Here is a 23,611-nt window from a genome sequence, read left to right as displayed (position 1 = left end):
GGAAGACATCGACAGCCAGCGGATGCTGATTCACGTGCGTTCGGGCAAGGGAGCCAAGGACCGGCTGGTGCCCTTGTCGCCGTTGCTGCTCGACGCGCTGCGACAGTATTGGAGGATTCGCCGTCCGCAGGGGTGGCTGTTGAAATATCTGGCACGTTATACGCACCGCGTGGCGATTTCCAACCAGCGACTGGTATCGATGGACGACCGCCACGTCAGCTTTCGATGGAAAGATTACGCGCACGGCGGGGGCCGGCGCACGATGACGCTGCTGGCGGTGGAGTTCCTGCGTCGTTTCCTGCTGCACGTCTTGCCCTCCGGTTTTCAGCGCATCCGGCACTACGGCTTTTGGGCGAACTGCCATCGCCAGAGGAAGCTCGACGTGTGCCGCCGGCTGCTGCAACAACAGCAGGAACAGGCCGCACCGCCCGCCGCGGAGCCGGCCAGCGCAGGCGATTTTCCTTTCGGGCCTGAAGCTCACGCCTGTCCCGTCTGCCGTAGCGGGCGGTTATTCCCGCGCGAGAGCCTGGCTCGGCCCACGTTGGGGCAACTCCTGCAGTTGTGGCCTTTCGACACCTCCTGACCTGAACCTGGCTGGCGATCACCCGATGGTGGCTCGTACCCTGCTTTTCCACCGAAGTTCCTGTGGCGACGCTCGCGGTGCGCGCGGGGCTGCCAACGGGGACCGCATCTGCGCTGCAAGCCCTACGATCCGACCGTGGTCTGACCGCGGCCTGCGGAGCTTGCACCGCTGCGCACCGCTCCGCGGCCTTGCCGTGGGCCCCTCGCGAACCGGTCGCATTCGAGACCGACGCCCATAGTGCCGCGCCGCGGTTTCGTCCAATGCATTCTTTGTGACCTGCCCGCGGCGAGCTCATTCGTCACAATCAGATCCACCGTTGCGGGCAGGTCACAAAGAATGCTTAACATTTGCGGGCAAGCGGCTCGATCGCGTCGGCCAGCACATCGACCAAACCTGCCGTCTTCAGCATCAGGCCGCGGAGCTCGGGAAACACTGGTGAATCGGTGTTGGCCTGATAGTACGCCATTCGCCCCTGCCGGTGCGTTTTCAATACCCCCGCTTTTTCCAGGTCGTGTAGTTCGCGTTGGAGACTCGATGATGGAACGCCCAAGCGGCGCGCCAATTCCGACACGTACCATGCCTTTTCCGGTCGGACCAGCGTGGCCGCAAGGATTCCTTGACGGGTCTTCGGCAGTAAGGCATCGATGGCGCGGCTGTTACGCATACTGCGTAAATATGAACGCGAATTGCGTAAAAGTCAAGTCGCCTACGCGCCGGGCCAAGCCTGGGCACAGGTCCGCGTATTCGCATTTTTCCTGATTCGCCCGCCAACTGCAGGAAATCGGCCTCCGGCAGGATCACGAACCGCTCGTCCGCCAGCGTTGCCGTTTGAATGCTCGCCATGTGGATCATGCCTCAGTATCGCCCGCTTGACGCCGCGGCCAAGCCTTGACGCGGGGCAACTAAACGACGGCATGGCGATTAACGCTTCGCCCAAACTTGCCGCACGGCGTCCGGAGTATCGGCATGTTTCATGCTGGCCAGAACCTGCCCCAGCAAGTCGACGTCTCGGATCTGTCGGATTTCGGGAATGAGCGCCAGCCCCTCGGCGGCGAAGCGCAGTTCCAAAAGCGCCTCGATGCTCGCCAAGAGCCCCATCTTCAGGCCCTCTTTGTAGCCCTTTTCCCTGGCCACGCGCTCTGGAGTGGTGATGAAAGCCGTATGCTTCTCCCTTTCCGGCTTGGGCAGCGTCGTCATCGTCTCCGGTTCAGACCAGACCCGGCGGAGTGCCTCTAGGCCGACCCCCAGTTTGACGTTGCCAGGACCTTCCGTAGCAGATCCACGTCTTCAATCCGTCGGACCTCCGGCACAAGCGCCAGGCCCGGCTCGCGGAATTTGAACCGCAGCACGGCCTCGACCTGTCGCAGATAATTGTCCCGCACTTCCGCCCATCCGGCCACGCGAAAAACGCCTTCCGCGTCGCTGATGTACTGCCTGCCATTCTCCCGTTCGAAATCGCACAACTCTTGCCAGGCGAGGTCGGCCTGCGGCTGCGGCAGCCCCATCATGCCGTCGATCAGGCAATACAACTGACGGATCTCCCCCTCCCACATTTCGCGCGCGTGCAGCCCCTTCACAAGCCGCAGCTTCGCGCGGCGCCGCGCTTCGTCGTCGTCAACCGTTCTCAGCGCTTGCCGATAGGCGCAAACCACCACCGCCAATGGGTTCAGATCCGCTGCCAGCGCCGACAGCTCGGCGGGATAGTCGACCAGATGCGCTGTCCGGAGTTGGGCTTCGAATTTCGTTCCCCAAGGCTCGTAAGCGAACCGGTCGGGCCGCCAGAAAGGGCGCTCGTCTCCCAGAACGGCGAAACCGGCCACTTTTTGACGATAGCGACCGAACAGCCGGCCGGCGTCGGCAAACATCTGGCTGGTGAAATCGGTTTCTTGCGGGCCGTCGACCTCGAAGTGGATTAACAGCCATACCTCGTCGCCGTTCGTGCGCCAGACTCGAACCAGCGTATCGGCCACGCGGCGGGCTGGCCCCGACTCGGCAGTGATTTCTTGCAGTTCTCCGTCGAGCCTCTCGTAGCCGCGCGCCGGCGCGATGTCCCGCTGGACGTCGGGAAAAAAGAAGCCCATAAATGGGTGCAAGTAGGCCACGAGCGCCTCTTTCCACACGCTGGCGAAAGTCGGGTATCGAGAGCTGCGAGGCATCGGTCAATGAAATCGCATTAAGGCTTCACCCAAACCTGCCGCACCGCGTCCGGAGTGCCGGCCTGTTCGATGCTGGCCATGACCTGCCCTAGCAAATCCGCGTCTTGGATCTGTCGGATTTCGGGCATGAGCGCCAGCCCCTCGGCGGCGAAGCGAAGTTTCAATCCCAACTCGATGCCCGCCAACAGGCCCTTCTCGAGGCCCTCTTCCCGGCCCTCTTCCCGGCCCTTGGCCAAGCCTTCGGCCAGGCCCTTTTCCATGCCGACGCGCTCGGCGGTCGTAATGAAAGGCATGCCTTTCTCCTTTTCAAACTCGTGAATCTCGTTCCACACTAGTTCGGCCAGCGGCTTCGGCAAGGTCATCATCCTCTCCATCAGCCAATACAACTGACGAACCTGCTCCGCGCTGTACCCGCGCTCGTAAAGCCCCTTGACCAGCCTAACCTGCGCCACGCGACGCCCCTCGTCGTTGTGCGCGTTTTGCAGCGTCTTCAAATGCGCCAATACGACCACCGCGATCGGGTTCGCACTCGATTCCAGCGCCGCCTCATCACGCCCATAATCGAGCAGCTTGGCCGTCCGGAACCGGATGCCGACCTCCGTGCCCCACAACTCATAGCCGAACCGATCGGGCCGCCACTCTGGCCGGTCGTCGCCCAAAATGGCGAAGCTCGCCACCTTTTGATTATAGCGATCGAACAGCCGGTAGTTGTAGACATACATCCGTCTGGCGAACTCCGCTTCCGGCTGGCTCTGAAACTCGATGTGGACCAGCACCCATTCGACCTGGCCGTCGGTCCTGCGGACCTTGAACAGCTTGTCCGCCACGCGCCGCCCTTGTTCGGATGCGGGCGTGATCTCCTGCAACTCTTGTTCGAGCGGATCGTGCGGCTGCGTCCAGTTGATTTCCCGATGCGCGTCGGAGAAAAAGAACGCCATGAACGGCTCAAACAAGGTGTCGAGGGTTTCTTTCCACGCGCTATCGAAATCGGCCATTTGCAAGCTGCTGTCAGGTGCCTATTTGGGATGGGAGCAAGTCTACGAAAGAACAAGCGCGACCGGAAGAAGGAGAAAGGCAACGGGCCAGGTGCTGGGCCACGTCCAATGATCTGCTTTTTTCCTGATTGCGGCCAACCGGGCGCCAACGTACCGGCGGGGTTTCTCCATAATTGCCGCAACCGTTTCACGACGGCGCGTGGGCAGCCCTGTCCGGGGCGGCAGACTGGCTCGGCAGCACAAATGCAGACCTCGGCGGATGCCACGTTCGTGCGTGACCAAGCGGCGATCGCCGCAGGGCGGTGGATCAGCTTGCGGGTCGCCAGGTCGATTGGGGTGCGTTTACTTGCGTTCCTTCCGTTTGCCAGGAACGCGGCGTTTGGCGCCGGCCACTGGGCTTTCGCCGGCATCCAACGCCCGTTGCAGCTTGTCGACGGTGGCCGCGCTGGCGGAGTGCCTGCCGTGTTCGAGCCGGCTGAGCGTTTTCGACGCGAACGGCGGCGTGCAATGGCTTTAGAGCAAGTATTCTGCTGAGACGATTTTTGTTTTTGACAACGGTCATTGTTTTTCCGCAACGGTAATTCGCCGGCGGCAAGGCGGCCGGACCGCCCGCCGTTCGGCTGCTGAGAACACATCGCCTGGCGATGATGAGCACGAGGGCGGCGGTCCGTCGCCGGCCCCTTCGTGACGAGTTGGGCAGCGCGACGCTCAAGCGCCGTCGCGGGTCTTTGACAACTTACTGCGGGCTTAAAAGCTTTTATAAGCGAACGTTGATGCGTTCGGGCGTGGCTGTAAACGCATGTCCGGATTGGTGTTACCGCCGGGCCATGACGCTGAATACTTTTATTTTTCGGCGTGGTTCAAATCACGTGGATGCAGGGTAACAGTTCCCGGGGACGGAGAGCGCCGCCCCGTGACGTAACATCTGACGCACCATACGTTTCTGGCAGGAGACTGCCCGCGACTCCGGCGGGAACTGTTACCTTGGTTTGAACCACGCCTATTTTTCACAAGTGTTTTAGATCGCGATGATCTTTCGCTTGGCTTGCCGGCGGGACCAGAACCCCCGATCAACTGGCGGAATCCGCCAGTTGGCCAATTGTGGGGGGTTCCCTCCGCATTCTCGACGGGCGGCGCGGGAACCACAAGATGTTGTGGTGGCGTGTACTCCGACCACAAGATGTGCCAAGATGGCCAACTGCGCGCCATTGGCTCGGTCATGGTCACTCGCCGCGCAGCGCCGGCAGGAGCGGCGTGGCCAGCGTGGCACGCACGGCAATCAGCCCGGCGGTGAGGCCCACCACGAGCACCAGCAGCAGCGTCGTGCCGAGCGAAAGCCAAGGCAGCGAAGCGCCGCCCGTGACCAAGTGCGGCCAGACGGCCACCAGGGCCGCCAGCACGCCCACGGCCAACCCCGACAGCAGCAGCAAGCCGTTTTCCAACATCACCATGCGGCCCAACATCGAGCGGCGGAAGCCGACTGCCCGCAACAGCGCCAGTTCGCCCCGCCGCTCCAATACGTTGCGCAACTGCACAACCGCCAGCCCGAAGGTGCCGAGCAACAGGCCCAGCCCGCCCAGACTTTGAAAGGTCGAAAGATACGTGTTCTGCACGGCCATCAGGTCGGCCAGCCGCGAGCGCGTCGATTGGGCGTCGAAGCCGAAATCGTCCAGGGTGCTTTCCAAAGCGCCCTCGACGGCGTGCGCATCGTCGGCCGGAGCGTCGATCAGAAAATAACGATAGCCGCTGATCTCAGGAAAGTGGGCGAGCAGGGCCGCTTCGGAGAGCAGCAGGTCGCCCTGGAAGATGCTGTTCTTCAACAGGCCCACGACTTCGAGCGTCACGTGCCCGCCGTGCCCGTCGGCGAGTTCGTAGGTCGCGCCGAGGGGATTGCCGAGTTCGCCGCCCAAGTGCAGGCTGTAGCTGGCCGTGGCGGCGTCGAGAACCACGGGCACTGGTGCGGCCTCGCCCGCTTTCGCCTGCAAGGGTTTTTCCAGCAGTCGCCAAGGATTGGCTTGTTCTTCCGCCGTCGTGGCCGTGCTGCCGGCCCAAGCGAAGCCGCCGCGCTCGATCAGGCTCTGGGGCACGCCGAGCACGCGCGGCTGGCCCGGCTGGTAAAGGTTCAAGCAGCTTGCGTCGTCGCCCGGCTTCACGCGCAACGAGAACACTTCATGTCCGGCCAGCCGCTTTTCGTCGGCGATCGAAAAGCCCAGCTCCGCGCGGCCTTCGGGCGTGCCCAGGTTGTGATACAGGGGCTGATCGCTTTCGGCAAACAGGGCGAAGCCGCCACTGCCGCTGGTGCGTCGCGTGACCGCGTCGGGCGGATCGAGGCGAAAAGCACTGACCGCCACGATCAGGAAGATGGCGGCGGCGACCAGGCCGATGGTGAGCGTGCTGCGGCCCGGATTGCGAGCGCCATTGCGCACCGCCAGCCGGGCCACGCCGGAGCTGCCTCGCACGACGAGCGTTCCGGTTTGCCCGGTCCGCAGGCGTGCCCAACCGAGCGAGAGCAGGCCCGTCAACACCAGGGCGCCCGATCCGAAAAAGGCCCCGGCCTGTGCTTCGCCCGCCAAGTTTCGCGCCGCCAGAGCGAGGGCCATGGCCGCCGCCAGCGAGCTCCAACCCACCACGCGGCTGAGACGAGCGCGCGGCGCCACGAGCAGGTTGTCGTCGCCCATCTGGTTGGCCAGCAGACGGCGCACCGACGTCTTGCTCATGCGCCACAGTGCCCAGGCGATCGAGAGCGACGAGACCACCACGCCGCTGGCATAGCCGATCACCAGACTGGAGCCGGTGACATAGAGCTGGAGAAACGGCGCGCTGACGGCGGCCAGCCACCAGCCGGGCGAGCGGAGTCCGGCCAGCATCAGCCAGGCGTAAGCCGTGCCCGCCGCAAGGCCCAGGCCGCCGCCCGCCAGCGCCACCAGCACCCCTTCGGCCAACAACAGCCAACGCACGCGGCGCAGCGAAAAACCGGTCGCCAGCAAGGTGCCGATCTCGCTGGCCCGCCGCTCGATGCCCAGGCGAAACAAGAGCAGCACCAGCATCACGGCCGAGGCGATGATGAAAAAGCTGAAACCGAGAAAGAGCTGGTTGAAGTCGGTCGTGCCTTGCGACGCCAACAGCCCCTGGCGTTTCACCGGGCGAAATTCGAAGCCGAGGGCCGCCTTGTTCTTGGCCAACTCGTCTTCCAAGGCGTGCTGCAAAGCGGCTTTCGTCCGCCCTTTGCCGGGCGGAACGCGCAGCGAGGTGCTCTGGCCGAAGCGGCTGGCCCACAGCCGCCGGCCCGTCTTCAGCGAGACGAAGCCCTTGGGCGTGGCACGATGCTCGTCCCAATAGCGTTCGTCTTCGTCGTGCGGCGGCCGCGTGCGCACGCGGCCCGGATCGTAGGGAAACGGCGGGTCCCAGTTGGCCAGCGATTCTTTGTCGGTCACGCCGCTCAGTTCGGGCGTGAAGTTGGGATCGGCCGCCGCGCCCGCCAGCGCGACGACCGCCTTCAGCTTAAGCTCGCAGGTGGTTTCCACCGTCTTGCCGTGCGTGCTCTCCGGCTCGAAGTAAGTGAGGCGAAGGGTGTCGCCCGGCTGCAGCTCGACGCCTTGCCGCTTCAGGTCGTCGGCCGCCCATGAGTTGAGCAGAACCTCGTCGTCGGCCAGATCGACGATGTTCTGGCCGTCGGGCGTGGTGAACGGACCGAGCGGCGGCGCATCGGTCAGGTCGAGCGCGGTGATGGTGGAGTAGGGGATTTTTCCCTTGCCGCCGTCGCCCGCCAGGATGTAGTTGGCCAGATAGGTGAGCGCGATTTGCGGATGGTCAGGCTCGAAAACCGTCAGCGCGGCCCGTTCGATGGCCGGCTCGAGCACCATCCGCTCGCTGGTGAGATTGAAATAGCCGAGCTTCGTTTCGTCCAGCGTCAGGCCATAGTCGGCCAGCCGGGGTCGAAGGATGTCGGCCAGCCGCGACTCGCTCGCCTCCGCGGGAGGCCCGTCGGCATCGCGGCCCGCCACCAGAATGGCGTTCACCCGGTCCACCTGGCCCAGCGCCGACTGCAGATCGGTCACGTGCAAATAGCAGTTGCGCGGGGCCTGCTGATTGGGCCGCAAGGCGAAGCGACCCAGCCCGTCGGCCGCGACCACCTGCGCCACGCGCAAGCGGCGGCTGGCGGTCCGCTCGGTCTTTTTGCCCAAGGGACTATCGGGCGGAATGTCGGCCGGCAGCGGCAAGCGGACCACCACGTCGTCGCCCGGTTTCGCCGACAGCTCATCGGCCAGCGGCTGGTTGAGCACCACTTCGCCCTCGTCCAGCGCCGGTTTCGGTCCGTCGCCGAGCTGCCAGAACTGGTCGCCGCAGCCCAGCAGATTCACGCGGCTGGCCCGTGCGCCGGAATCGGGCTGGCTCACGCTCCCTTCCAGCAGAATGGCCGGCAGCGCGATTTCGAACGCTTCGCCGAAGTCGGGCGAGGCGTTCAGCTCCGTGGCCAAAGCGGGGTTGAACAGGCGGCCGGCGACCAGCACCTCATCGATCCGGCCCAGCCGATCGAGCGTCAGCCGGCGCAGGCTTCCGCGCACGGAATCGCCCACCAGCAGCGCGCCGGCCAGCACGGCCGTGCCCACGGCCACGCCCAGCCCCACAGCCACATTCATCCGCCAGTGATAAACGAGGCTCGAAAAAATCAGTCGCCAGGAAGACATGCTCGGCTCCTCAAGCCTCACCAGCGTCTTTTCTCTTCCCGGCTATCCGGCAATCGCCCTAACCGAGCTTCGCCAATGCGTCGACGGCCGTCTTTGCCGCCTCGACGCTGCCCAGATGGACCGCCAGCTTCTTCGCGGCCAACAGCGAGTCGAGCGTGAGCGTCGAAGCGACCGTCTCGACAACCACCGACCGCGGGCCAGCGCGCCGCCCAGCGCGCCGTCGGCGCTTCAGGCCCATGCCCTTGAGCACCTGGCTGACCTGGGCCGACGAGGCTTTGACGCCTTGCTCGGCAAGTGTGGCGACCACGTCGCGCGGCCTGACCGGCTTCGGCAGGCTCTTCGCCACCTCTCGAATCTGATCTGCCTTCGTGGTGCCATTCGACGAGACGGCGGGGGCGGCTGAGGCGTCGCGTTTGACCTTGGCGACAAGCCCGACGGACACGTCGATGCCCATTTCGCGTTTGATTCCACGGACGGCTTCCAGGGCCGTGGCGTTGGGACGCCGGGCGAGGTATTGGCGGATCAGATCGGTCTTGTTTGGGTCGGCGGGTGTTCTGGCCATGCTGTGATCGCTCTTGGTTAAACGGGTCGAAGGTGTTAACAATCAAAGGATAGTTCGCCCGTGTGACGGCTGCAAGGTGCTGGTCGCCACGGCTGGCCCGGAATACGACGGCGGCAAGAAAAACCGTCGTCGTTTCGGCGCGTGCTTGTTTGCCCGCGCCAAGAGCGTTATCCTACTCCCGGCGCTTGGTACGATATTGTTCTCGAAGTTCGCAGGATTGGCAACCTAAGGCGATGGTGTTTATGAACAAGCGATGCAGAGCCGTCTGGATGTGGGCTGCGGCGTTAGGGTGTGTTGTAGCCGTAAAAGCGGACGATCCACCGAGTCGGGATGCCTCGCGCCACGTCCAGGCGCAAATGGGCGTCGCACCGCTTCGCCTGGCAATGGTCGAACCGGAGGATCAGGACGGGTCTGCGGATCAACCGCAGCCCGACACTCGCGAACAACTGGCCGAGCTGTCGCGGCAGGTCGGCAATCTGGTGAAGCAGTCGCAACAGCAACAGCGTATCGCGCAATATCAACTGGTGGCGATGGCGGCCATCAGCATCCTGTTGGTCATGCTGTTGTTCAGCGGTTCGCTGCGACGCAAAGGGGCCGGACCGTCCGAATGACTGCTCCGATGAGATCGACCGGCCGTTCGGCGCGCGGCTCGACGATCGTCAGCGTCCGGTTGGCTGCATCCAGCGGATACTGCTGGACGATGCCCGACGGCCAATGGATCGAAAGCCCTTTGACCTCGGCGCCTTTCGGTATGCCCCAGAACGGCCGCAGATCGCATTGCGATTCATAGCTTCCGCCGCCCTTGATCAAGCGGAGTTGGTCGCCGGCCGAGGTGTGCAACACCAGCCGGGCACCCACGGCGTCGCGGTTCGATCGCACGCCGATCAGCCTTACCCGCAACCAGTCGCCGACCGGCGGCGTGTCGTTGGCGATCAAGGCGTTCGGCTCGCCGTCGTTGTGCGAGAAGACAAAATCAAGGTCGCCGTCGTCGTCCAGGTCGGAGCTGGCCAGCCCGCGCCCGCGGTGCGGCAACGCAAAGTAGCCGCCCGGCGGAAAAACGGCCCGTGCGAACCGGCCGCCGTCGTTGACCAAAACCAGCGGCTCCTGGCGGATGGGGCCGGCTTTGGGATAGTTGATCACGTGTCCGTTGGAAACGACGAAGTCCTCATCGCCGTCGCGATCGACGTCGGCATAAACGGTGCCAAAACCGACGTAGAGCTGGCCCAGCGCGGTGATGCCCGTGCCTTGGCTGACGTGTAAGAACTGGGCATTCCCCTCGTTGCGATACAGCGAGAACGATTCCTGCTCGAAGTTCGAGACCCAAATGTCCGGCAGGCCGTCGAGGTTGTAGTCGCCCAGATCGGTGCCCATGCTCCCTTCGGCCTTGCCGTTGGCGTCGCGGGCCACTGCGTGAAACAGGCCGACCTCATCGAGCACGCCGTGTCCGTCGTTGAGGTATAAAAAATTATCGACCGTGTCGTTGGCCACATAGACATCGACGTCGCCGTCGAGGTCGAGATCGCCCACGACGACGCCCAGGCCCTTGCCGCACTTGCCCGGCTCGACGTTCAGCCGCGCCTCGCTGGTGGCGTCGCGAAACGTGCCGTCGCCGTTGCTGTAATAGATGACGTCCGGCAGCGGACCGAACCGGCGCGGCGAACAGATTTCGCGTTGGCCTGGTTGCGGGCCGGGGCACGCGGGATCGTTGTCCGGCGCCCAATCGACGTAGTGGTCGATGTAGACGTCGAGCGCCTGATCGCCGTTGAAGTCGGCCCAGGCGGCACTGGAGCTCCACAGCGTGTCGTTCATTCCCACGGCCTGACTGACTTCCTCGAAGGTGCCGTCGCCCAGGTTGTGAAAGAGCTGCAAGCCGCCGAAGCCGGTGAGCAGCAAGTCGCTGAAGCCGTCGGCGTCGAAGTCGCCGGCGGCGCAGCCGTGGCTAAGATGCGGGGACTGGCCTGCGCCGCTGGCCGCGGTCACATCGCTGAAACGCCACTCGCCGAGATTGCGGAACAGGGCCGAGGGGAGGCCGCTCGACTGCTTGTCGCCGGCGAACTTGCCGCCGCCCGGACAAAACAGGTCGTGCCGGCCGTCGTTGTCGTAGTCGAAAAGTCCGATGCCGCCGCCCAGCGACTCGATAATGGTGTGGAACCCGGCGTCGCGGCCGTTATCGTAGACGAAGGTGACGCCGCTCGACGCGGTTTTGTCGGTCATCCGTAGGTGGTCGGGGCCGGCCGGCGGTTCGGGCAGTTGCGCGGCGGCGGGAACCGCGTCTGGAACCAGCGGCGGGCGACACCCGCTACCGACCAGGAACAACAGTAGACAGGCAGCGGTCCACGCGGCGGCGGACCTCGTCGAGCATGCCACGGTGAAGGGCGAGCGAATAATGGCGACCTCCCTGTGACGGGGCAGGGAATAAAAGGAACCGGAAAGGAAACCGTAGATTCAGTCTAGCCCGACGTGCGGGGTTCAGCCAGAGGGGGTGTCGCATTTGACGGCCTCGCGAAATTTGGCGACTGCGGCAGCCACAGGTGCGCCATCGCCGGCGCCCCTTGTCTCACCGAGCGCAGGCGACACGTTCGAGTGGAACAGATTCCGCGTCCGCTTTGGGCGTTTTTGCCGGCCCAAATCGACGTTTTGCGCAGTCCAGACGGACCGTGCCGTAATGGCGTGAACCAACCCCGTGCATCGCATTTCAACGAAGAAGAACAAGCCCATGAATGACCCTCCCGTGAAAAAACCGCGACCGAACGGCGGCCCCGCCGCCAAAGAACACGGCGATGCGGGCCCCGGCGCGCCGGTACACGCCACGAACGGCCGCCGAGCGCCCAGCCCTCGTGATTGCCGCATCATGTTGCTTCGGGTCTGCCGCTCGGTGTGCTGCGCAATCACGCCCTGGCCGCTTCCGCTTCCGTAAAATGCTCGGCCCCGTAGGCCTTGGCGATCACCACTACGCCGCCTTCGCTCACCGTGAAACCGCGGGCACGGTCGTGCTCGTGGTTGTAGCCCACTTCCACGCCCGGCGGAATATGGACGCCCTTGTCGATGATCGCCCGACGCACTTTGGCGTGCCGGCCGATGTCGACGCCGTCGAACAAGATCGAGCTTTCCACGCGGGCATAACTGTTGACGCGCGTGTTCGAGCCGAGAATCGAATGCTCCACCGTGCCGCCCGAAATGATCGAACCCGCACAAACAATGCTGTCGAGCGCATGGCCGCGCCGCGGATTCGGCCCCACCTCGGCAAATACGAACTTCGGGGGCGGATAGGTCGGATGGTAGGTGCGGATCGGCCAGCGGTCGTCGTACATGTTCAACAGCGGGTCGACCGCCACCAGGTCCATGTTGGCTTCGTAGTAGGCGTCGAGCGTGCCCACGTCGCGCCAATAGGCGTCGTCCTTGCGGTTTTCGTCGAGGAACGGAAACGCGTAGACAGGATGCCTGTCGATCATCGCCGGAATGATGTCGCGGCCGAAATCGTGAGCGCTGTTCTTCCGGGTGGCGTCCTGACAAAGCTGCTCGAACATGAGACGGGCGGGAAAGACGTAGATGCCCATCGAGGCCAGCGCGTGCCGTTCGTCGCCCGGAATGTGCCGCGGTTGAGCGGGCTTTTCCTGAAAGCCGATGATGCGGTGGTCGGTGTCGACCTGCATCACGCCGAACTGGGTCGCTTCGGGCAGCGACACGCGCAGGGCGCCGACCGTCACGTCGGCCCCTTTTGCCTTGTGGGCCTCGACCAGTTTCAAGTAATCCATCTTGTAGATGTGGTCGGCGGCCAGAATGACGATGTATTCGGGGCGTTCCTTTTCGATCGTATAAATGTTCTGGTAGACGGCGTCGGCGGTGCCCTTGTACCAGTGCTCGTCGATGCGCTGCTGCGGCGGCACGACGTCGATGAACTCGCCCAGCTCGCGCGAGAGCAACTGCCGCCACCCCAGGTTGATGTGCCGGTCGAGGCTCATCGCCTTGTATTGCGTGAGCATGAGAATCTTCCGCAGCCCGCTGTTGATGCAGTTCGAGAGCGTGAAATCGACGATGCGATACGCGCCGCCGAAAGGCACGGCGGGCTTGGCGCGGTCGCGTGTCAACGGCTCGAGCCGCGATCCCTTGCCCCCCGCCAACACCACCGCCAACACGTTGTCCATGCGAAGAAGCCTCCAAGTCTTGTAGGGTGGGACCAGCGAGCTTGCGAGCGCCCGCCCACCAAGGGAGAGGGAGCGAAGGAGAGAGGGAGCGAGGGGGAGAAATGTTGGCGCAACGCGGCTCGCCGCGTCTCTCCCTCTCTCCCTCTCGCCTTCCCTCCCTCTCTCCGTCGCGGTTGGTGGGCCGGCGCTCGCAAGCTCGCTTTTTCCACCCTACATGGGTTTTCACAGCGAACCGTCACGACGTTTGTCAGTCTAACGCTTGCACGCCAGCGGCTAAAGGGTTCCGTTGCCATCAGTACAACCGTCAAGGTTTACCCGGTTGTTTGTCGAGCCATTCCCGCTGCCATAGCTCCAGGACCACCAGCGCCCAGAGCCGATAGCTGTGGTCGAATCGGCCCTGCTGGTGATCGTCGACCAGGTTGCGGATGACTTCGGGCCGGAAGTAACCCCGGCCCAAGGCACGCTCGTCGAGCAGCACGTCTCGCGTAAAATCCCGCAGCTCGTGACGGAACCAGTGCCCCAAGGGCACGCCGAAGCCCATCTTCGCCCGACGCCGCACCGATCTCGGCAGCAAGTCCGAAAAAGTGTCGATCAGGATCCGCTTGCCCCGGCCGAAGCGGTATTTCAGCCGTAGCGGCATGGCCGCCGCCAGTTCCACCACGTGATGGTCCAAGAACGGCTGCCGGCACTCCAGACTGTTGGCCATCGAGGCGATGTCGACCTTGGTCATCAGGTCGCAGGGAAGATAAGTCACCAGATCGGCGAGACTCGTGGCCGTCACGGGGTCGCGGCCGCGGCTACGGGCGAAGGCGGCGGCCAGAAAATCGAAGGGGTCCGATTCCGGCAGCCGGGCGATGAACGCCTCGTCGTAGATTTCCGCCCGGCGGACCTCGTCGAAGATCGAAATCCAATCGAGATAGCGGCGTTGGGCGGGCCGGCCCAGGGCGCCCACCAGCCGCTTGAACCTGCGGATGTACGACTTTTGCCGCTGACCGCTGGGCAGCCGCTGCCAGAACTCGCCTGCCGCCAACTTCATCAGGCCGCGCGGCAGCCGGTCGAACCAGGCGCCGATGTCGACCGCCCGATAACGTGGGTATCCCGCGAACAACTCGTCGCCCCCGTCACCCGTCAGAGCGACGGTGACGTGCTCGCGCGTCATTTTTGAAACGTAATAGGTCGGTACGGCTGAGCTGTCGGCAAACGGCTCGTCGAAGTACCACACCAGCTTCGGCAAAATGCCCACGCCATCCGGTTCCACACGGAACTCTTGATGCATGGTGCCGAGATGCTGGGCCACCTCACGGGCATAGCTGGTCTCGTCGAACTCAGCCACCGGAAAGCCGATCGAGAAGGTCCGCACCGGCCCGCGGGCCAGCTTGGTCATCAGGCCCACCACGATCGACGAATCGACGCCGCCGGACAGGAACGCGCCCAGCGGCACGTCGCTTTGCAGTCTTTTTTCGACGGCCGCCGTGAGCGTTTCGCGCAGCTCGGCCCGATATTCGCCTTCGGGCCGGGCGGCCTCGAACGTGAAATCCGGCTGCCAGTAAGGCTCGACGCACAGCCGCCGGTCGCGATAGACGGCCCGGTGGCCGGGCGGCAGCTTGCGAAAGCCGCGGAAGATGGTGTTGGGATGCGGCACATATTGATAGGTCAGGTATTCGTCGAGCGCGCTGGGGTCGATCTCGCGTTCGATGCCGGGCACTTCGAGCAGGCTCTTCAACTCGCTGGCAAACAGTAGCCGCTCGTCTTCGAGCCGGTACACGAGCGGCTTCTTTCCCAAGCGGTCGCGGGCCAGCACGAGTTGCCGGTGCCGCGCATCCCACAACGCCAAGGCGAACATCCCTTCGATGTGCTTGACGAAGTCGATGCCCGTGTCTTCATAGAGATGCACGAGCGTTTCGGTGTCGCCCGATGTCCGAAACTGGTGGCCAGAGCCTTCCAGTCGTTTCCGCAACGTGCGGTAGTTATAGATTTCGCCGTTGAAGACGATCCACACGCTGCCGTCTTCGTTCGAAAGCGGCTGGTTGCTGCCGGCCAGGTCGATGATCGATAGCCGCCGAAAGCCGAGAGCCGCGCCGGCGATGCTGCCGGGATAGTGGTGAGCGGCGACGTGGCTGGTGTAGCAACCGCGATCGTCAGGGCCGCGGTGCGCGAGCACGTCGGTCATGCGCGCCAGCGTATCGCCGTCGATCGGCGGGCCTGCGTCGGTCCAGACTGCTCCGGTGATGCCGCACATGATAGGCGTTAGGCGTTAGGCGATAGGTTTTCGATCGCGGCGCCCAACGCCTAACGCCCAACGCCTATCGCCTGTAACCGAATGGACCGCCATCGTTGTGCCGCGTGCTGCTCGAATCATTTGAACGCTCGACTTTCATCGGGAAAAACGCCGCTGCGGACTTCGTCGCCATAGCGACCGACGGCATCGGTGATCGTTTGGCGAAGATCCGCGTAGGGCTTGGCGAACTTGGGCACATAGCCGTCGGTGAGGCCGAGCATGTCGTGCGTCACCAGCACCTGCCCGTCGCAGCCCGCACCGGCGCCGATGCCGATGGTCGGCACGTCCACCGCCGCCGTAATCTGGTTGGCAATCGCGACCGGAATGCACTCCAAAACGATGGCGAAGGCGCCGGCGGCCGCGGCGGCCTGGGCATCGGCCAGCAGGCGGTCGGCCTCACGCTGCACTTTATACCCTCCCAGCAGGTGTACGCTCTGCGGTCGCAGGCCACAATGGGCCATCACCGGAATTCCGGCCGACACCAACGCCGCGATCACCTCGGCCTGTTCCGCTCCGCCTTCCAGCTTGACCGCCTGGCAGCGGGTTTCTTTCAACACCCGGCCGGCGCTGCGCACGGCCTCGTGCGTGCCCAGATGCCCGCAGGGAAACGGCAGATCGACGACCGTCAAGGCGTGCCGCACGGCCCGGCCCACCATTTCGGCATGGTAGACGATCTGGTCGAGCGTGACGGGCAACGTCGTGCCGTGGCCCTGGACGACCATGCCTAGACTGTCGCCGACCAGAATGCCGTCGACGCCTGCCGCATCGAGCAGTTTGGCCAGTGTGTAGTCGTAGGCCGTAAGCATACTGATCTTACGGCCTGCCGCTTTCATGGCGATAAAGCGCGGCACCGTGATCGGCGCGGAATCGGTCTGTGCGTCAGGCAAGGTGGGCTCCGTGAACGACGAACGAGGAATGGGGCGACATTTTGATTGTCGCCGTGCGAGCGGGCCGTGGCAACACACAGCGCGCAGGGTAACGTGTAAGGCCGATTGACACGCCGCTGCCAACGGCTAGACTGACGGCAACGTCGGTGCCCGGTAACGGGCCGAAGAGGGAACCCCGTGCAAACCGGGGGTGGTCCCGCCGCTGTAACGGACGCATTTCGACCGCAGCCACTGCCTAGCGTGGGAAGGCCGCGTGACCTTTAGTCCGGAGCCAGAAGACCTGCCGACGCGAGCCAGGCCTGAAGATTCCGCGGGTGACGGGGTCGGCCGGCCGCGGTATGCGCCGCGATCGAGGGACCAAGAAACTCGGGTGCCGTCCCTCATGCGTCGAACCGCATGAGTTCACCATGAGGATGACGTTGATCACCGGAGGAGCCGCCAGCGGTAAAAGCCGGTATGCGCTGCGGCGAGCCCAGGAATGGGGTCCCAATATCTTGTTCGTCGCCACCTGCCTACCGCACGACGACGAAATGCGCGCCAAGGTCGCCCGGCATCGGGCCGAGCGGCCGCCAAGCTGGCAGACGGTGGAAGCGACGCGACGCGTGGGGGATGCTCTGCGGAGCGGCTTCGACGGCGCCATCATCGATTGCCTGACGCTGCTTGTTTCGCAGATGCTCGTCGATGCGGCGTCGGACGAAGAAATCGACGCGGAAGTGAACGAGCTATGCCTGGCTGCACGGAATGCGGACTACCCGGTCATTCTTGTCACCAATGAGGTGGGCTTTGGCGTTGTTCCGGAACATCCGCTCGGACGGCGTTTTCGCGAAGTGGCGGGCCGGGCGAATCAGCTCGTGGCGTCGATCGCGGATGACGTGGTGTTGGTCGTTTGCGGCGTGCCGTGCAACGTCGTAGGGTGGGACCAGCGAGCTTGCGAGCGCCGGCCCACCGATAGCGACGTTGTTTACGGTGGGTCGGCGCTCGCAAGCTCGCTGGTCCCACCCTACGGTGGAGCCCATTCATTGACGAATGAGCGAGCGCTGGCGCCGCCCCTTGACCACAAGGCGATGGGCGCTGCCCGGCGACGTTTGGATATGCTCACAAAGCCGCGCGGGAGCCTCGGCCGATTGGAAGAGCTGGGCGTCCAATTGGCCGGCATCACGGGCCGCGTGCCCCCCGTCGTCGCTGAAAAGACAATCTTCCTGTTTGCCGCCGACCACGGCGTCGCGGCTGAGGGCGTCAGCGCCTATCCGGCGACCGTCACGGCACAAATGGTGGCGAATTTCCTTAGCGGCGGCGCCGCCATCAACGTTCTGGCGCGCCAGGCGGGCGCGTCGCTGGTGGTGGCGGACATCGGCGTCGCGACCGATATTCCGTCGCACCCGCAATTGATTGCACACAAGATCGGCCGGGGCACCGGCAATATGGTCCGTGAGCCGGCCATGACCCGCGAGCAAGCGGAGCGCTCGATCGACGCCGGCCGGACTGTCTTCCGTCCTTGTCAGTTGGCCGGCATGGGTGAGATGGGCATCGGCAACAGCACGAGCGCCGCGGCAATCGTGGCCGCGGCGACCGGCCGGCCGCCAGCCGAAGTTGTGGGCCGCGGCACGGGCATCGACGACGCGACGTTGGCCCGAAAGATCGCGGCGGTTGGGAAGGCTCTCGCGCTGCATCAGCCCGACGGCGGCGATGGAATCTCGCTGCTGACGTCGGTCGGCGGCTTTGAAATCGGTGCTTTGGCCGGAGCAATGTTGGCGGCTGCGGCCGCGCGCGTGCCGATTGTTTTGGACGGATTCATTTCCACGGCCGCGGCCTTGGTGGCCGTGCGGCTTTGCCCGGCGGTGAAAGGTTATCTGATCGCCGCACATCGCTCGGCCGAGAAGGGACACACAATCGCCTTGACCGAATTGGGGCTAAGGCCGTTGCTCGATTTGGAGATGCGCCTGGGCGAAGGGACGGGGGCGGCACTCGCGTTTCATCTTATTGAGGCGGCCTGCCGCACGATGCACGAAATGGCGACCTTCACTTCGGCGGGCGTCGCGGAAAGGAAGGCGGCCGAATGAGACGCGCGCATGGAGGAGTTGCCGGCCCAGGAGTTTTGGACTTCAGCGTGAGTCTCAATCCGCTGGGTCCGCCCGACTCGCTGGGGCTGTTGCTCACCACCGAGCACCTGACGGCTTATCCCGAACCGCACTCGCAAACGCTGCAAGTGGCGATTGCCAACTATCACGCTGTCGATCCCGATTCGGTGCTGGTGACCAACGGCGCGTGCGAGGCAATCGAGCTGGTGATGGCGTGCCTCAAGCCGCGGCGCGTGGTTGTCTTGGTTCCGGCCTTCACGGAGTACGAAGACGCCGCACGTGCCTGGGGGCATGATGTCGTAACGGTCGCCGCTCGCGAAGAAGACGGATTTGTTTGGGACTTTTCGCGACTCGACGTTCATCCCGACGACCTCGTCGTGCTCGGCAATCCGGCGAACCCGACGGGCGTCGTGTCGCCCTTGCCTGATCTCGATGCCACCCTGTTGGTCGACGAGTCGTTTCTCGAATTCCTTGACCGACCGCGAACGGCCATCGGTCGGCCGCGCACGCTCGTCGTGCGTTCGTTCACAAAACTTTTCGCCTGTCCGGGACTGCGGTTGGGCTATATCGTCGGCGACGTATCGCCGCTGCGCCGGCGCCAGGCCACGTGGTCGGTCAGCCGGCTGGCGCAGGTGGCCGGCGAGGCGCTGCTCCGTGAAACGGCGTACTTGGAGTTCACGCGGCGGTTCGTGCGCGAGTGCCGCGACGAACTGGTCGAGGGCTTGCAGTCGCTGCCGGACGTGAAGGTTTTTCCCCCGACGGCCAACTTCGTGTTCTTCCGCGTGCCACGAGCGAATGACGTTGCCCGGCGGTTGCGGGAACAGGGCATTGTCGTCCGCCAGTGCGACGATTTCACGGGCCTGGCGCCGGATCAGTATCTGCGCGTCGCCGTGCGGAAGCGCAGCGAGAACCAACGCTTGCTGGAGGCCCTGCATGCCGCGCGGTAAAGCGATCATGGTACAAGGCACGGGCTCACATGTCGGCAAGAGCGTACTGGCCACCGCGCTGTGCCGCATTCTGCGACAAGACGGCCACCACGTGGCGCCGTTCAAGGCCCAGAACATGTCCAACAACGCGGCCGTCTGTCTCGACGGCGGCGAGATTGGCCGCGCCCAGGCCGAGCAGGCCGCCGCCTGCGGGCTGGAGCCGACGACGGCCATGAACCCCATCCTGCTCAAGCCGTGTTCCGATGTCGGTTCTCAGGTCGTTGTGATGGGTCGGGCGACCGGCACGATGAATGCGAAAGAGTATCAGGCTCACAAGATGTCGCTGTTGCCGCAGGTGCGCGGGGCGATCGAATCACTGCTGGCCGAATACGAAGTGGTCGTGATCGAAGGCGCCGGCAGCCCGGTGGAAGTGAACCTCAAGCAACACGACCTGGTCAACATGCGCACTGCGGAGTTGGCCGACGCGGCGGTGCTGCTGGTTGGCGACATCGACAAGGGAGGCGTGTTCGCGCAACTCGTCGGCACCTGGGAACTGCTTGACGAGGATGAACGTCGCCGCGTGCGCGGGCTGATCATCAACAAGTTTCGCGGAGATATCGACATCCTGTCGCCGGGCTTGGAGTTTTTGCAGCAGCGTCTGAATCGGCCGGTATTGGGAGTGGTTCCTTATCTGCGAGACCTGCGAATTGCTCAGGAGGACACGATCCCGGAGGAACGGCTGACACGTGCGAATGAAAAGCGGCAATCGCTCCGCATCGACGTAATCCGTCACCCACGGATTGCCAACTTCAACGATTTCGATGCTTTAGGTGATGCGATACGATACGTCAGCGAGCCGCCGGCCGACCTGCCGGACGCGATCATTCTGCCGGGCACAAAGAGTACGATCGCCGATTTGCGTCACCTTCGCGAGCGCGGTTTTGAGCCTTGGTTGCGAGCGGCCCGTGAGGCGAATGTGGAGATCGTAGGTATCTGTGGCGGCTTTCAAATGCTCGGCCGCTCGGTCCTCGACCCAGGGCATGCGGAATCGAACGAGGAACGGACCGAGGGTCTGGGCTTCCTCGATTGCAGCACGATCTTTCAGCCGGTGAAAGAGACGGCCCGCGTGGAAGGCGTGCATGTGGAGAGCGGCACGGCGGTGGAAGGTTACGAGATTCATCTTGGGTGTACGCAGGGAAACCCAGGCCCTCGGCCGCTGTTTCACATCTCGCGGCGGCACGGCATTCCGGCCGAAGGATACGACGGCGTGGCTTCCGCCGACGGCCGCGTGTGGGGCACTTACCTTCATGGTGTGTTCGATAACGATGGTTTTCGGCAGTGGTGGCTTGAGCGGCTGGCGGCGAGAGGGAGAGAGGTTTCTGTAGGGAATGCCCTCTGTGGCGTTCCGTGGCCGACCGATGGACCGTCAACCGCCACCCTGCGGAACGCCACAGAGGGCGTTCCCTACAGAAACGGCGCGACGCACGGCGACCGCTTCGATGCACTAGCGGCGGCGGTGAGGAAAGCGATTGATGTGGAACAGCTTTATCGAATTATCCGGAGCTAACGTGGAGTGGTGCTTGCCGGCCGCCTTCGCGCTCGATTTAGCGCTGGGCGACCCGCGCTGGCTGCCGCACCCCGTGTGGATGATTGGTATTGCGGCAACGACTTTGGAAAAACTTTTTGTGTACTGTTTGGGACGCACTTATTTCGCCGGCCTGCTGTGTACTGCCGTCATCGTCGGTGGCACGTGGGCGATTACCGCCGCGCTTGTCACCGCCGCCACGGTCTGCGATTGGCGGACGGGACTCGTGGCGCAGACCTTGCTGCTTTACACGACGCTCGCCGCCCGCGATCTGGCCGTCGAGAGCGGCCATGTCTACCGTGCCCTGGCCAGCGACGACTTGCCACAGGCACGCCGCGCACTGTCGATGATCGTCGGCCGCGATACGCGGAGCCTCGACGAAAGCGAGGTGGTCCGCGCCGCGGTTGAAACGGTCGCCGAGAGCAGCGTCGATGGCGTGGTGGCGCCGCTGGTGTTCGCGCTTCTCGGTGGCGCACCGGCCGCGATGGCCTACAAAGCGATCAACACGCTCGATTCGATGGTCGGGCACCGCGACGATCGCTACCGCCGCTTCGGCTGGGCCTCGGCGCGGCTCGATGACGTTGCTAATCTGGTTCCGGCGCGGTTGGCGCGGCTCATCTATCCTGCGGCGTCGCTGCTGTGCGGTTACAATGCCCTGCGGACCTGGCGGACCGCATGGCGCGACGGACGCAACAGCCCCAGCCCGAATGCCGGCATCGCTGAAGCGGCCGTCGCGGGAGCGCTGGGCGTGCGGCTGGGCGGCACGAACTTCTACGAGGGCGTTGCGTGCGCGCGACCGTTTCTCGGCGAGTCGCTTGTGCCGCTGGCCCGCGATCACATTCCGGCGGCGGTCCGCCTGATGTACTGCGTTTCGGTTTTGACTTTGTTCTTGGGCCTTGGTTTGAGGATGCTCGCATGGCACGCCTGGTAGTCGCCGGAACCCACAGCGGGGCCGGCAAGACAACGACGGCCATCGGCCTGATGGCGGCCTTTGCCCGTCGCGGGCTGCGCGTGCAGCCGTACAAGGCCGGACCCGACTATATCGACCCCACCTGGCACACGGCCGTGACGGGCGTCGCCTCGCGAAATCTCGATCTCTGGATGCTCTCCAAAGCGACCGTCAAGCGGCTCGCCGCGCGCCCGGCCGATCTCTCCATTATCGAAGGCGTGATGGGCCTGTTCGACGGACCGGGCAGCACGGCCGAACTGGCCCGGCTGCTCAAGGCGCCGGTCGTGCTGGTCGTGGACGGACATGGCATGGCCGGCTCGGCCGCGGCCGTCGTGCGCGGCTTCGAGATGCTCCAGCGCGGCGTCAACGTGGCCGGCGTCATTTTGAACCGCGTCTCCGGTGCCGGGCACTTTCAGTTGTTGCGTCAGGCGATCGAGGGCCGCTGCCGGGCACGCGTGCTCGGCTACCTACCTAAAGACGAGCAGCTTCGGTTGCCCGAACGTCACTTGGGTCTGGTGCCGGCACAAGAAGCGGGACGCATCGGGGCCTTGGCCGATCGGCTCGTGCAGCACCTTGAGCAGACCGTCGATCTCGATGCGGTGCTCGCGATCGCGCGTGAGAGTTGTAGCGACACTCCGTGTGCCCTTGCCGAACTCCCGCAGACTTTGCCCACGCCGAACCGCCCCGTCGCCCGGATCGCCGTGGCCCGTGACGACGCCTTCTGCTTTTACTACGAAGACAACCTCGACCTGCTCCGCGCGCAGGGAGCCGAGCTCGTGTTTTTCAGCCCCCTGGCAGACCGACACTTGCCCGCAGCCGTGGGCGGAGTCTATTTCGGCGGCGGTTTTCCCGAACTGTTCGAGCAGCAACTCCGCATGAGTCCTTTGGCTGCCGAGGTGGCGGGTTTGCCGGTTTACGCCGAATGCGGCGGCCTGATGTTTCTAAACATGATCGGCATCATCCCTGGCAAGGTGACGATGACGGACCGCCTACAACATTTCGGCTACTGCGAAGCCGAGGGGAACGGTTCGTTCCTGGTTCGGCCGGGCGAAAAGTTGCGCGGGCACGAGTTCCACTATTCGGCGTGGGAGGGCGAGGGCCAATCGCCCGCGCTCGTCGCCCGGCGGCGGCGCACCGGCAGCGAACGGCCGGAAGGTTTTGCTGCCGGTCAAATTCACGCCTCTTACGTCCACGTTCATTTTCACGGTTGCCCCTGGCTGGCACGGCGTTTTGTGCAAGCGGCAACCAAAGCAGCCTCGGCACTCCATGATGGGGAAAACGGTCAGAGCGTCGGCCGGAGCCGTTCCGGTCGTTCAACAACAATAACAAGGGAAGCACTCATTTCTTAGAAGGAGGATTTCATGGACTTCATGCACCACATCGTGCCCGAAGAAGAGGTTTACCAGATGCTGATGCTCTTCGTACTGGGCGTCCTCGTTGGCGCCATTGCGGGCGTCGTGCGATACTTGAAAATAGAAGGGAGGAAGGCATGACAGTGCTATTTGCGCACCACGTCGAACCGGCCTTTTTGCCGATCTATGCCGGCCAGTTTGCGCTCGGCGTGTGGGTTGGTTGGCGATTGGTGGCGGCCGTGGTACGGAAGTTTGCCGCCTAGGAGTCGGGTGGGACCAGCGAGCTTGCGAGCGCCGGCCCACCGAAGAAGACGTCGCTTACGGTGGGCCGGCGCTCGCCAGCTCGCGGGTCCCACCCTACCTCGAATGCAAAGTCGTTCGTTATCACCAAACCGATGCGTCCCATCGTCATCATTGTCGGCCACGG

General features: G+C 64.2%; 18 protein-coding genes, 1 pseudogene and 1 riboswitch. Of the genes and pseudogenes, 9 read left to right on the top strand and 10 right to left on the bottom strand.

The window, feature by feature from the left end; translation table 11 throughout:
- Positions 1–136: 136 nt before the first annotated feature.
- Positions 137–358 (top strand): annotated as a pseudogene (locus VNH11_12090) (transposase).
- A gap of 565 nt (positions 359–923) precedes the next feature.
- On the opposite strand, the gene VNH11_12085 reads toward VNH11_12090, so the two are convergent.
- The 6 genes from VNH11_12085 to VNH11_12060 all read right to left on the bottom strand — a co-directional run bounded on the left by VNH11_12085 (position 924) and on the right by VNH11_12060 (position 8,984).
- A complete protein-coding gene (locus VNH11_12085; protein HVA47098.1) occupies positions 924–1,247 on the bottom strand; it encodes a winged helix-turn-helix domain-containing protein in 324 nt (107 codons plus the stop codon).
- Between the two features lie 257 nt (positions 1,248–1,504).
- Positions 1,505–1,780, bottom strand: coding sequence for a hypothetical protein (locus tag VNH11_12080; protein HVA47097.1), 276 nt, complete (start codon positions 1,778–1,780; stop codon positions 1,505–1,507).
- Positions 1,781–1,815: 35 nt separating this feature from the next.
- Positions 1,816–2,739, bottom strand: a complete 924-nt coding sequence (locus VNH11_12075) for a hypothetical protein (GenBank protein ID HVA47096.1) — start codon at positions 2,737–2,739, stop codon at positions 1,816–1,818.
- A 17-nt stretch (positions 2,740–2,756) separates the two neighbouring features.
- Positions 2,757–3,734 carry a hypothetical protein gene (locus VNH11_12070; protein HVA47095.1) on the bottom strand — a complete coding sequence of 326 codons (978 nt, stop codon included), beginning with the start codon at positions 3,732–3,734 and terminating at the stop codon, positions 2,757–2,759.
- A 1,223-nt stretch (positions 3,735–4,957) separates the two neighbouring features.
- Complete coding sequence (locus VNH11_12065; protein ID HVA47094.1) at positions 4,958–8,422, bottom strand: FtsX-like permease family protein; 3,465 nt, start codon at positions 8,420–8,422, stop codon at positions 4,958–4,960.
- 58 nt (positions 8,423–8,480) lie between these two features.
- Positions 8,481–8,984, bottom strand: coding sequence for a hypothetical protein (locus VNH11_12060; GenBank protein ID HVA47093.1), 504 nt, complete (start codon positions 8,982–8,984; stop codon positions 8,481–8,483).
- A gap of 356 nt (positions 8,985–9,340) precedes the next feature.
- Between VNH11_12060 and VNH11_12055 the strand changes: the two genes are divergently transcribed.
- A complete protein-coding gene (locus tag VNH11_12055) occupies positions 9,341–9,595 on the top strand; it encodes a hypothetical protein (GenBank protein ID HVA47092.1) in 255 nt (84 codons plus the stop codon).
- Here the strand turns inward: VNH11_12055 and VNH11_12050 are convergent.
- From VNH11_12050 to panB, 4 genes are all read right to left on the bottom strand, one after another.
- Entirely contained in the window at positions 9,552–11,198 is a 1,647-nt protein-coding gene (locus VNH11_12050) for a CRTAC1 family protein (GenBank protein ID HVA47091.1), read from the bottom strand. The two genes, VNH11_12055 and VNH11_12050, sit on opposite strands and share 44 nt — an antisense overlap.
- A gap of 674 nt (positions 11,199–11,872) precedes the next feature.
- Complete coding sequence (glgC, locus tag VNH11_12045) at positions 11,873–13,129, bottom strand: glucose-1-phosphate adenylyltransferase (GenBank protein ID HVA47090.1); 1,257 nt, start codon at positions 13,127–13,129, stop codon at positions 11,873–11,875.
- Positions 13,130–13,433: 304 nt separating this feature from the next.
- Positions 13,434–15,368: an asparagine synthase (glutamine-hydrolyzing) gene (gene asnB / locus VNH11_12040; GenBank protein HVA47089.1), complete on the bottom strand. Its 1,935-nt coding sequence runs from the start codon at positions 15,366–15,368 to the stop codon at positions 13,434–13,436.
- Positions 15,369–15,484: 116 nt separating this feature from the next.
- Complete coding sequence (gene panB, locus VNH11_12035) at positions 15,485–16,294, bottom strand: 3-methyl-2-oxobutanoate hydroxymethyltransferase (protein ID HVA47088.1); 810 nt, start codon at positions 16,292–16,294, stop codon at positions 15,485–15,487.
- 127 nt (positions 16,295–16,421) lie between these two features.
- A riboswitch (cobalamin riboswitch) is annotated at positions 16,422–16,597 on the top strand.
- Positions 16,598–16,701: 104 nt separating this feature from the next.
- Between panB and cobT the strand changes: the two genes are divergently transcribed.
- Genes cobT through VNH11_12000 form a run of 7 tightly spaced genes read left to right on the top strand, consistent with a single transcriptional unit; the run spans position 16,702 to position 23,447 of the window.
- Positions 16,702–18,354: a nicotinate-nucleotide--dimethylbenzimidazole phosphoribosyltransferase gene (gene cobT, locus VNH11_12030; GenBank protein HVA47087.1), complete on the top strand. Its 1,653-nt coding sequence runs from the start codon at positions 16,702–16,704 to the stop codon at positions 18,352–18,354.
- Positions 18,351–19,319, top strand: a complete 969-nt coding sequence (locus VNH11_12025) for a threonine-phosphate decarboxylase (GenBank protein HVA47086.1) — start codon at positions 18,351–18,353, stop codon at positions 19,317–19,319. The genes cobT and VNH11_12025 overlap by 4 nt, the downstream gene beginning before the upstream one ends.
- Positions 19,306–20,865 carry a cobyric acid synthase gene (locus VNH11_12020; GenBank protein ID HVA47085.1) on the top strand — a complete coding sequence of 520 codons (1,560 nt, stop codon included), beginning with the start codon at positions 19,306–19,308 and terminating at the stop codon, positions 20,863–20,865. Before VNH11_12025 ends, VNH11_12020 begins: the two co-directional genes overlap by 14 nt.
- Positions 20,831–21,814, top strand: coding sequence for an adenosylcobinamide-phosphate synthase CbiB (cbiB, locus tag VNH11_12015; GenBank protein HVA47084.1), 984 nt, complete (start codon positions 20,831–20,833; stop codon positions 21,812–21,814). The genes VNH11_12020 and cbiB overlap by 35 nt, the downstream gene beginning before the upstream one ends.
- Complete coding sequence (locus VNH11_12010; protein HVA47083.1) at positions 21,799–23,181, top strand: cobyrinate a,c-diamide synthase; 1,383 nt, start codon at positions 21,799–21,801, stop codon at positions 23,179–23,181. The genes cbiB and VNH11_12010 overlap by 16 nt, the downstream gene beginning before the upstream one ends.
- Positions 23,182–23,193: 12 nt before the next feature.
- Positions 23,194–23,325, top strand: a complete 132-nt coding sequence (locus VNH11_12005; GenBank protein HVA47082.1) for a hypothetical protein — start codon at positions 23,194–23,196, stop codon at positions 23,323–23,325.
- Positions 23,322–23,447: a hypothetical protein gene (locus VNH11_12000; GenBank protein HVA47081.1), complete on the top strand. Its 126-nt coding sequence runs from the start codon at positions 23,322–23,324 to the stop codon at positions 23,445–23,447. Before VNH11_12005 ends, VNH11_12000 begins: the two co-directional genes overlap by 4 nt.
- The last annotated feature ends 164 nt before the right edge of the window (positions 23,448–23,611 follow it).

The sequence above is a fragment of the Pirellulales bacterium genome (genome assembly GCA_035533075.1).
In the GTDB taxonomy this organism is placed as follows: domain Bacteria; phylum Planctomycetota; class Planctomycetia; order Pirellulales; family JAICIG01; genus DASSFG01.
This window is presented reverse-complemented; position numbering and strand designations above follow the sequence as displayed.

What these genes read in the sequence shown, in the direction of transcription:
- VNH11_12085 (HVA47098.1), bottom strand. Translation starts at nt 1,247, where the DNA reads ATGCGTAACAGCCGCGCCATCGATGCCTTACTGCCGAAGACCCGTCAA.
- VNH11_12025 (HVA47086.1), top strand. Translation starts at nt 18,351, where the DNA reads ATGAGACGCGCGCATGGAGGAGTTGCCGGCCCAGGAGTTTTGGACTTC.
- VNH11_12060 (HVA47093.1), bottom strand. Translation starts at nt 8,984, where the DNA reads ATGGCCAGAACACCCGCCGACCCAAACAAGACCGATCTGATCCGCCAA.
- VNH11_12080 (HVA47097.1), bottom strand. Translation starts at nt 1,780, where the DNA reads ATGACGACGCTGCCCAAGCCGGAAAGGGAGAAGCATACGGCTTTCATC.
- VNH11_12050 (HVA47091.1), bottom strand. Translation starts at nt 11,198, where the DNA reads ATGACCGACAAAACCGCGTCGAGCGGCGTCACCTTCGTCTACGATAAC.
- VNH11_12010 (HVA47083.1), top strand. Translation starts at nt 21,799, where the DNA reads ATGGCACGCCTGGTAGTCGCCGGAACCCACAGCGGGGCCGGCAAGACA.
- VNH11_12005 (HVA47082.1), top strand. Translation starts at nt 23,194, where the DNA reads ATGGACTTCATGCACCACATCGTGCCCGAAGAAGAGGTTTACCAGATG.
- VNH11_12055 (HVA47092.1), top strand. Translation starts at nt 9,341, where the DNA reads ATGGGCGTCGCACCGCTTCGCCTGGCAATGGTCGAACCGGAGGATCAG.
- asnB (HVA47089.1), bottom strand. Translation starts at nt 15,368, where the DNA reads ATGTGCGGCATCACCGGAGCAGTCTGGACCGACGCAGGCCCGCCGATC.
- cobT (HVA47087.1), top strand. Translation starts at nt 16,702, where the DNA reads ATGAGGATGACGTTGATCACCGGAGGAGCCGCCAGCGGTAAAAGCCGG.
- VNH11_12020 (HVA47085.1), top strand. Translation starts at nt 19,306, where the DNA reads ATGCCGCGCGGTAAAGCGATCATGGTACAAGGCACGGGCTCACATGTC.
- VNH11_12065 (HVA47094.1), bottom strand. Translation starts at nt 8,422, where the DNA reads ATGTCTTCCTGGCGACTGATTTTTTCGAGCCTCGTTTATCACTGGCGG.
- glgC (HVA47090.1), bottom strand. Translation starts at nt 13,129, where the DNA reads ATGGACAACGTGTTGGCGGTGGTGTTGGCGGGGGGCAAGGGATCGCGG.
- cbiB (HVA47084.1), top strand. Translation starts at nt 20,831, where the DNA reads ATGTGGAACAGCTTTATCGAATTATCCGGAGCTAACGTGGAGTGGTGC.
- VNH11_12000 (HVA47081.1), top strand. Translation starts at nt 23,322, where the DNA reads ATGACAGTGCTATTTGCGCACCACGTCGAACCGGCCTTTTTGCCGATC.
- VNH11_12075 (HVA47096.1), bottom strand. Translation starts at nt 2,739, where the DNA reads ATGCCTCGCAGCTCTCGATACCCGACTTTCGCCAGCGTGTGGAAAGAG.
- VNH11_12070 (HVA47095.1), bottom strand. Translation starts at nt 3,734, where the DNA reads ATGGCCGATTTCGATAGCGCGTGGAAAGAAACCCTCGACACCTTGTTT.